Annotated in this window: 10 protein-coding genes; 2 read left to right on the forward strand and 8 right to left on the reverse strand. The window is 43.6% G+C overall.

Annotated elements, in window-relative coordinates:
• Positions 1 to 10: 10 nt before the first annotated feature.
• The gene (locus tag E2L07_RS06235) at positions 11 to 562 is read right to left on the reverse strand and encodes a peroxiredoxin (RefSeq protein WP_010898814.1); all 552 of its coding nucleotides are present in this window, start codon (positions 560 to 562) and stop codon (positions 11 to 13) included.
• Between the two features lie 303 nt (positions 563 to 865).
• Between E2L07_RS06235 and E2L07_RS06240 the strand changes: the two genes are divergently transcribed.
• Positions 866 to 1,696, forward strand: coding sequence for a mechanosensitive ion channel family protein (locus E2L07_RS06240; RefSeq protein ID WP_053430853.1), 831 nt, complete (start codon positions 866 to 868; stop codon positions 1,694 to 1,696).
• A gap of 123 nt (positions 1,697 to 1,819) precedes the next feature.
• Entirely contained in the window at positions 1,820 to 2,062 is a 243-nt protein-coding gene (locus E2L07_RS06245; RefSeq protein ID WP_053430852.1) for a hypothetical protein, read from the forward strand.
• Positions 2,063 to 2,152: 90 nt separating this feature from the next.
• Here E2L07_RS06245 and E2L07_RS06250 read toward each other — a convergent pair whose 3' ends face one another.
• The 7 genes from E2L07_RS06250 to E2L07_RS06280 all read right to left on the reverse strand — a co-directional run bounded on the left by E2L07_RS06250 (position 2,153) and on the right by E2L07_RS06280 (position 8,878).
• Entirely contained in the window at positions 2,153 to 2,401 is a 249-nt protein-coding gene (locus E2L07_RS06250; RefSeq protein WP_010898816.1) for a YkuS family protein, read from the reverse strand.
• 82 nt (positions 2,402 to 2,483) lie between these two features.
• Positions 2,484 to 3,599, reverse strand: coding sequence for an N-acetyldiaminopimelate deacetylase (locus E2L07_RS06255; RefSeq protein ID WP_053430851.1), 1,116 nt, complete (start codon positions 3,597 to 3,599; stop codon positions 2,484 to 2,486).
• Between the two features lie 110 nt (positions 3,600 to 3,709).
• Positions 3,710 to 4,432, reverse strand: coding sequence for a 2,3,4,5-tetrahydropyridine-2,6-dicarboxylate N-acetyltransferase (gene dapD / locus E2L07_RS06260; protein ID WP_010898818.1), 723 nt, complete (start codon positions 4,430 to 4,432; stop codon positions 3,710 to 3,712).
• A gap of 156 nt (positions 4,433 to 4,588) precedes the next feature.
• Positions 4,589 to 5,485, reverse strand: coding sequence for an AEC family transporter (locus tag E2L07_RS06265; RefSeq protein WP_010898819.1), 897 nt, complete (start codon positions 5,483 to 5,485; stop codon positions 4,589 to 4,591).
• 119 nt (positions 5,486 to 5,604) lie between these two features.
• A complete protein-coding gene (locus E2L07_RS06270; RefSeq protein WP_134229146.1) occupies positions 5,605 to 6,885 on the reverse strand; it encodes a TRAP transporter large permease in 1,281 nt (426 codons plus the stop codon).
• Positions 6,886 to 6,900: 15 nt separating this feature from the next.
• Positions 6,901 to 7,452, reverse strand: a complete 552-nt coding sequence (locus E2L07_RS06275) for a TRAP transporter small permease (RefSeq protein ID WP_134229147.1) — start codon at positions 7,450 to 7,452, stop codon at positions 6,901 to 6,903.
• Between the two features lie 379 nt (positions 7,453 to 7,831).
• Positions 7,832 to 8,878: a TRAP transporter substrate-binding protein gene (locus tag E2L07_RS06280; RefSeq protein WP_134229148.1), complete on the reverse strand. Its 1,047-nt coding sequence runs from the start codon at positions 8,876 to 8,878 to the stop codon at positions 7,832 to 7,834.
• Positions 8,879 to 9,026: the final 148 nt, after the last annotated feature.

The raw sequence follows: 9,026 nt of genomic DNA on the forward strand, positions 1-9,026 counted from the left end.
TTGTCCAAAATTAAACGCTTAATGTTTCTTGACCTGGCTTCCAGTTTGCAGGGCAAAGGCCACCAGTTTGGAGCGCTTGAAGAACACGAAGCGTTTCATCCACGTCACGACCAATGTTATTATGGTTGACGACAGAATACATAAGCTCGCCTTCTGGGCTAATGATGAATAGTCCACGAAGTGCAATTCCTTCTTCTTCAATAAGTACACCATATTCACGAGAGACTTCGTGATTCGTGTCTGCAGCTAATGGATACTTAAGGTCTCCTAAGCCGTTGTCATCACGAGACGTGTTAATCCAAGCTTTATGCGTGTGAATGGTGTCGGTTGAAACCCCAATTACTTCCGCATCTAAATCTTCAAACTCGTCATAACGGTCGCTGAGTGATGTAATTTCTGTTGGACATACAAAAGTGAAGTCCATTGGATAGAAGAAAAGAACTGTCCATTTGTCGTTCTTCATATTCTCTTCGAGGCTTACTTTTCCGAACTCCTTGTTCGGCATTACAGCATCCATTTCAAAGCGAGGTGCTTGCTTTGCTACCATACGCTTGTCCGTCATTATGTACCTACCTCCCGAAAAATCTTCAAAAGTGTTGTCTTACAGCCATATTATAAGAGAAGTAAATTTTGGAGTCAATGTCTTTGAAGTAAATGTTTTTTTATAATTGATATTAGTTGATAATAACTGAACTTCTTTCCCCCTTGATATCAGCCCTTTTTAGAATGTGACAATTTTTTTACGCTACGATAGTCCAGCAAAGGGTCTACGACCATTGGCCCTTCTCTTCTTTCCATGTTTCGTCCATACTTAATGAGGTTATAGTAAGAGAGGCTAGCCCATCATCCAAGAGGAGTTGATACGATGAACCTATGGTTTGAAAATATAACATCAGGGGCTTTTCTTGCTTCGACTTTCATCATCGCTGGTAAAGTGCTCGTTGCAGTCATTGCCTTTCTTATCGTGCGTGCGATCGGGAAACGGATCATTTCCAATAGTTTTGCGCGGATGGCGAAAAATAACCAGCTTTCATCTGGACGGGTCGTCACACTTGAAAAGCTTTCACTAAATGCTTTTTCTTATACACTCATGTTTATTTTTGCAACGACTTTGCTCACCATTTTCGGTTTAAATCCTTCCGCTTTAATAGCAGGTGCTGGGATCATTGGACTGGCAATTGGTTTTGGGGCACAAGGTTTAGTGAGTGACATTGTGACAGGCTTTTTTATTTTGTTGGAAAAGCAAATCGATGTAGGAGATTACGTGACGGCTGGTGGTGTCGATGGCATCGTGGAAGAGGTTGGCTTGCGTACAGCCTTAATTCGCGGCTTTGATGGAACCCTTCACTACATACCGAATCGAAACATCGCCAACGTTAGCAACCATTCTCGCGGGAATATGCGTGCGCTTGTAGACATCAGCATTTCATATAACGATAACATTGATGAAGCGATTTCCGTCATGCAGAAGGTTTGCGATCAATTGGCTGAACAAGATGAACGGATTATTGAAGGTCCAGATGTTATCGGTGTTCAAAATTTAGGCGATTCTGATGTGGTCATCCGCATCATTGCAAAAACGGAAAATATGGAGCAATGGAGTGTCGAGCGTCTATTACGCAAACAGTTGAAAGAGGCTCTAGAAGCCCATAACATCGAAATTCCGTATCCTCACCAAGTATACGTTCATAAGTAAATGGGATGAATCAATCAGCCATCTCCTTATTATGAGAGATGGCTTTTTCTTATGAATGTTCAATAAAAGTTTTCCATATATGTGATGATAATGAAACATAGCTAAAAGAAGGAGGTTGACATAGTGAACGACTCACAATTGAAACAAACGTTGTATCAATTAAGCGAAACCATCGATTGGCTTGATGGCAAGGTGAACAAACTCGAGAGTACATTTTCGCAAGTGGATACTACCCTTAATGAACTAAGTAACAAAATCCAACAACTTGGAAAAAGTGTAAACTCCCTGCAGGTAAATATAGAATCCTCGCAACAAAGGGGCACCTCTGAACAAACCACGAGCTATCATTGTCACCACGTTCGATAACGAGCACTTAACTTATCTGGGCAAAAGGGGTGGTGACCCTAATATGTGCGAAAAAGCACCCGACAACAGCGAGTGCTTTCTTCTGATCATTTATTGCTGCCGCAAGCGCTGATCTACTTGCTGACAAACCTCTTCTGCTGTTAACCCACTTGCATTAATGACAGCGCCTTGTGTCACAGCATTTTGAATTCCCATTACATTCTGATCTTGGCCTGTGATAACGCAACAGTCACAGCCTTGAGCATCTTGCTCCTGCTTCAACTGAACGACATCATATCCCATCCCACGAAGCTCTTCTGAAATAGCTGTCAATGATTGTTCGACACCGACCTTTGGCATCGCTCACACCTCCAAAATAATCATCTTTCTTCCTTAGTATGAACGACCCTTTTTTTTTCATGCATTTCTATCTATTTCTCTGCTACAATGTTTCGATGTATCCTATTAAATGCTGGACGGCAAATGACAATACATCCTCATTTGGATTCAAACGCGCATCATGCAAACCATAGTTTGTATCGACACCAAGCCAAAACATAAAGCCAGGAATTTCTTCGAGAAAATAACCGAAATCCTCCCCTGTCATGGCTTCGCTGCATTCGATAAACGTGACGCCCTCTCTTCCTTGCGAGTATTCTATAAAACGCGCGACCCGCTCCTCGTCATTCCACACTTGACAGTAATTTGAGCCATAATCAATGGATGCTTGACATGAAAATCCGATTTCGATCCCTGAAACAAGTGCTTCAATTCGTTTTTTCACCTTTTTCATCGACTCAATCGACAACGTTCGGATGGTCCCTTCGATCCGCGCCGTTTCCGCAATAATATTTTGCTTCGTTCCTCCTTTAATCACCCCGATTGTCACAACAGCCGAATCAAGCGGATCCACGTTACGAGAAACAACCGATTGAAGCTGTGTGACGAGGTGACTAGCTGCAACAACCATATCATTGGCTAGATGAGGATAGGCGGCATGGCCTCCCTGACCTTTTAAGTCAATGAAAAGCTCAGACGTGTTTGCAAATAACAGCCCTTTCCGTGTGGCGATTGTCCCTACTGGATATTCCGGGGCAATATGGAGAGCAATAATCTCATCGGGCCACCACATACGGAATTCCTCTGAATCCAGCATCGGTTTCGCGCCACCAGGCCCTTCTTCAGCTGGCTGAAAAATAAACAGCAAGTGAGTCTCAGGTTGGTGATAGGCAAAATGACGAAGCAGACCGAAAGCAATCGTCATATGTAAATCATGACCACAAGCATGCATCCGCCCCTCATGTTGCGAAACAAATGGTAACCCTGTTTCTTCGGTTATTGGTAATCCGTCCATGTCCGCACGGTAAGCAACCGTTTTCTCACCCTTTCGACCTCGGACACGAACGAGGATGCCTGTTTTCCACGTTTTCACTTCTAAAAAATCTTGTGGGAGTGATTGAATGAGTTCTAGCAAATACGTCTGTGTTTTATATTCTTCAAACCCAAGCTCAGGTATGCGATGCAACGCTCTTCGCACATCGATTAATGACGGTTCCATACATTTCCCCCTTTTTGAAGAACTGGTCTTGTCGTAAAATCTTTCCGAAATGATATCTAACTGATCGTGAAAAAAGGGCTTTACCCATTTTGAGTAAAGCCACACGTTGTTTAGTTATCTTCATTCAAACGGCGAAGCTCTTGTTTAATTTCTGTTTTGCCTTTTGTTTTCTCGTCGATCTCTTTAATCACCCGAGCAGGCGTTCCTGCTACGACTGTGTTTGGCGGAACATCTTCCGTTACAACAGCTCCTGCAGCAACAACAGCGCCTTTTCCAACTGTTACCCCTTCAAGAATGACGCAGTTCGCACCGATCACGACATCATCCTCAACGACAACCGGTTTAGCAGAAGGTGGCTCAATGACCCCAGCTAATACGGAGCCCGCTCCGATATGGCAGTTTTTCCCTACTGTCGCCCGTCCACCGAGAACAACGTTCATGTCGATCATTGTTCCTTCGCCGATCACAGACCCGATGTTGATGCTTGCGCCCATCATAATCACGGCGTTATCGCCAATTTCCACTTGATCACGAATAATTGCACCTGGCTCAATGCGAGCTTTAATGTTTTTTAAATCGAGGAGTGGAATGGCAGAGTTGCGACGATCATTTTCGACGACAACATCTTTAATTTTAGCCTCATTCGCTTTTAGGGCAGCGTCAATCTCACTCCATTCACCGAATAAAACACCTGTCTGTCCGTTGATAAACGATTTTGTATTAGCTCCAAAATCGATACCTTCCAAGTCGCCTTTAATATAGACCTTTACAGGTGTTGTCTTTTGGCTATTAGAAATAAACTGAATAATTTCATTCGCATCCATCATCTTCATATCATTTCCTCCTCGTTATGTATCGTTCAAGTCGTTCAAAGTGTTGGACCATCTCATTGTAGCATAAGTCATCCATCTGTTTTTGAACGGGCACTATTTAATGATAGTGCCCAAGCAAAAAAAATGCAATCACGACCGTAAAATAGATGAATGGAATTAACCTAAGATCGCTAAAAGTACTGTAATGGTCACAACGCTGAACAGTGTTGTAATGAGCGTGATGCTTGTCACGAGGCGCGGTTCTGCCTGAAACTGAACAGCGTACATCACGATCGTTGCAGCAGAAGGCATTGCGGCAGAGACGATCAGCACTTTAGCAAGCAGCGGATCAAACGGGAACACTAGCGTAATACCGAAAGCAATGAGTGGAGACACGATCAATCGTAAAATCGTTCCATATGTAATCTTACTCCAATCGAAATGCTCCCATTTAATCATCGCTAGCTGCATCCCGAGAATAATCATAACGGTCGGAACAGCCGCTTCTGCAATAATATCGACAGTCATTAAAAAGTTTGCAGGTATCTCAACTGGAATCGCTTGAAGCGCAAGCGCCACAATAACAGCATACGTTGCTGGCATTTGCATCACCGCACGTATCGCCATACGTACCCCTGCCTTTCCGCGCGCGGCATAGTAAACACCGAAAAAATTCATGATGACCGATTGAAGCACCATAAAGGAGACAGCAAAAGCAAATCCAGTGTTTCCATAGGCAAACAAAATAATCGGTGCCCCGTAATTGCCCGAGTTCATAAAGGCAGTAGAAAGAACTAACCCACTCTCTGTCGCCTGAGAATAACCGCGAAGAACCGCATACACTTTATTGATTGCAATCAAAGCGAACAAAAGCAGCATAGCAAATAGGAACATGTACAAGTATTGCAAGTTCAGCTCTGCCTCATAAAATGTCCGAAACACGAGGGATGGAGTCAAAATGTAGACCGCTACCGTAGAGATCGGTTTAATGTCAACATCCCGCCATTTTTGAACGATGAAACCAATAAAAAACACGAGAATGACGGGAAGGACAACTTGAAAGAAAATCGTCATGTTCTCTCCTCTCCCTTACCCAGCCATCGCAGTAACTTAGAGCGTTTTACCGCACGGTCCACACTGAAGATGAACAAAAGAGCCCGAAGCGGTGAACAACTTCGGGAACGGGCTGTTCATTAGCCTCGTAACTCTACTAAATAAAGCGTTAATTGTGGAACAAATACGAGAATAAAGAGTGTCAGAACCATCACAAGGAAAAACGGGACAATCGCTTTTGATAACGACTCGATGCTTATTCCCGAGATTCCTGACCCGACAAACAAGTTCACTCCTAAAGGCGGTGTGATAAAGCCAATCGCCAGGTTGACAACCATGATCATGCCAAAATGGATCGGATCATACCCTAACGTTACAGCAATGGGAAGTAAGATTGGTGTCAAAATAATAATCGCTGCCAATGTATCCATAAAACAGCCTACCACAAGTAAGAGAATCGTGATCAATAAAATTAATATGATTTTGTTTTCAGATATCGTTAACATCCAATCAGCCACTTGATTCGGAATTTGTTCGATCGTAAGCAATCGACCGAACGCTGTTGCCGAGCCAACGATGATTAGGATTGTCGCTGTTGTGAGAGCAGCATCTGCGAACACACGAGGAAGCTGTTTGATCGTGAGCTCCCTATACAAAATGAGACCTGCAAGGAGACTATAGACAACGGCAACAACGGCCGCCTCCGTCGGGGTAAACACGCCGCCGTAAATCCCACCAAGAATAATGAACGGAATGACTAACGCCCACTTAGCCTCCCAGACCGATTGGAGGATGTGTTTGAACGATGTTTTTTCGGTAGATCCTTTATACCCTTTTTTACGAGAATAATAGTAGGCATAGGCCATTAAAGCGCCCGCAATCATTAAACCGGGAATAATGCCTCCTACGAATAAACCTCCGATCGATGCACTCGCCGATACACCATAAATGACCATTGGAATACTTGGGGGTATGATCACACCTAACGAACCAGCTGCAGCCACTAAAGCAGTAGCAAACCGTTTGTCATATCCATGTTTCACCATAGCTGGAATCATAATTCCTCCGATCGCAGCTACCGTCGCTGGACCGGATCCAGAAATTGCGGCGAAGAACATACACGTAATCACCGTTGCGATCGCAAAACCACCTGTGCGATTGCCGACAAGGGCATTAGCCACATTGAACAGTCGATCTGTCACACCTCCACGCGCCATGATTTCGCCTGCTAATATGAAAAATGGAACTGCCATTAACGGGAAAGAATCAACCGATGTAATCAAACCCTGAGCTAAAAATTCGAGCGGAATCGTCCCTGAATAAAGAATAGCTAATAATGTCGCTAACCCTAATGCAATCCCGATCGGTACACTTAAAAGTAGTAACAATGCAAAGCTTCCAAATAATACAGCGGCCGTCATCTGTCATCCACCTTCCTAATCCCTTGACCCTTTATCAGAAGACTGCTCTTCCAAAATGATTTCTTGTTCCGTTTTTACTTTAAAAGAACCCTCTCCTGCTAATGCTTTGAATTGCTTCATTATTTGCTGTACGAGACGGAGTGCCGCAAGCCCCATCCCGATCGGTGTAGCTAAATAGACGAGTCCCATCGGAATTTGGAGAGCCGGAGAGGTTTGACCAAATGATAGGAGACGCTGGGCAATGTCTACTCCGTAGAAAATCACAAAGAGAGCAAAGCCTAAAAATAAAAGATTTGCACCTATTTGCAGCACAATCTTCCCCCGCTCTTTCAAGAGAAGGAGCGCAACATCTACTTTAATATGCCTTTGCTTTTTAACTCCATAACTGATTCCGAAGTAAACAAGCCAAATAAAACAATAACGTGCGAGTTCCTCAGACCATGACAAGGACGAGGATAAAACATAACGCATAAACACTTGTACCGCAATAACAACGACCATAACGATTGAAAAAAAGACGAGAAAAAATTCTTCAATATGCTCATCAAGCCAACGGATGACCTTCATGAAATCCCACCTTACGTCAAAATCTTTTTTAATATAGAAAGAAGTGCAAAACTATGGACCCTTGCCTGAAGATCCATACTTCTGCCATTCCTTCTTCGAAAAGCACTTAAAAGTGTAGCAATTGGCACAAGCAACGAAGGGAAAGACCACGTTGAGCTTGTGAACGCTATCATAAGACGCTGCCGAAAAGTCGCCTCGTTTGATGCTTTGTGGAAGACATCCCGTTTAGCTGTACTTTACATAGTTAAGAAATTTGGATAGTAGCCGCACTCTATAGTGACAGCCGTTGTTTTTCTTATCATTAACCCTTACAAACGTTAAACGTTCTTAACGGGCAAGAAGGATCGGACGCAGATCCTCTCATCTGCGCCCGCACGTATTACTGTGCTGCTTCTATCGCATCATAGACTGCTTGTACAATATCTGTTCCAATTTGCTCAGCGTACTTATCGATGACAGGCTCTACGGCTTCGATCATTCGCATCCGCTCAACTTCGGAAATCTCCGTATACGTCATTCCTGCTTCTTCAAGACTGCTTAAATACGTCTCATTGGCTTCACGGTTCAGTTCTCTTTGATATTGGCTTGCTTCGAGCGCTGCTTCGCGAACAATCTCTTGTTGCTCCTCCGTTAAACCGTCAAAAAATGGTTTACTCATCATGAATACAAATGGGCTGTAAATATGATTTGTATTGGACACATGGTTTTGCACTTCCGCGTACCCTTCTAAATAAATCGTAGCATACGGGTTTTCTTGTCCATCCACCGTCCCTTGCTGCATGGCCGTAAATAGTTCTGTGAATGCCATCGGTGTTGGATTGGCTCCTAAGGCGCGGAAGGCTTCAAGGTGTAGATCGTTTTCCATCGTTCGTAGCGTTAGACCATTGAAGTCTTCCAACATCTCGATAGGCCTTTTACTGTTTGTCACATTGCGAAATCCATTTTCCCAGAACGCAAGGCCGACTAAATTTTGCTCTTCTAGCTTTTGGAGGAGCGCTTGACCGACGTCTCCGTCGAGCACTTCGTCGGCAACATCACTACTAGGGAATAGGAATGGGAAGTCAAATACGGAAAATTCGGAAACAAAATTGGCCACAGGAGCGGTTGAAGGCACCGTCACTTCTTGTGAGCCTAGTTGTAGCGCTTCCATCATTGAACGATCATCACCAAGTTGGCCACTATGATAGGTTTCTACAACCATTTGTCCACCCGATCGTTCTTCCACGAGTTCTTTAAATTTTTCCAAGCCTTTATACTGAGGATGCTCACTGTTCAGCCCAATACCCGCACGAATCGTTAACACGTCACCGTTCGCTTCACCATTTGAAGCGCTTTCATTTCCTTGAGACGTTTCATTGCTCGTGCCACAAGCGACTAACATAACAGAAAGTATGCTAACCCAGCCAATGCGAATAAGTTTTTTCATTCTTGTTCCCCCTATATCTATCACGTATTGTCAAAACTTTATATAAAAATAGGTTATTAAATCCTATGTTAGAGGGCTTTATAAGCAAAAAAATTGCCACCCCCTGATTTCTGTAGATAATTGAGGTTACCATACACCCAATTCCAGA

The organism is Halalkalibacterium halodurans (assembly GCF_004376175.1).
Taxonomy (GTDB): Bacteria; Bacillota; Bacilli; order Bacillales; family Bacillaceae_D; genus Halalkalibacterium; species Halalkalibacterium halodurans.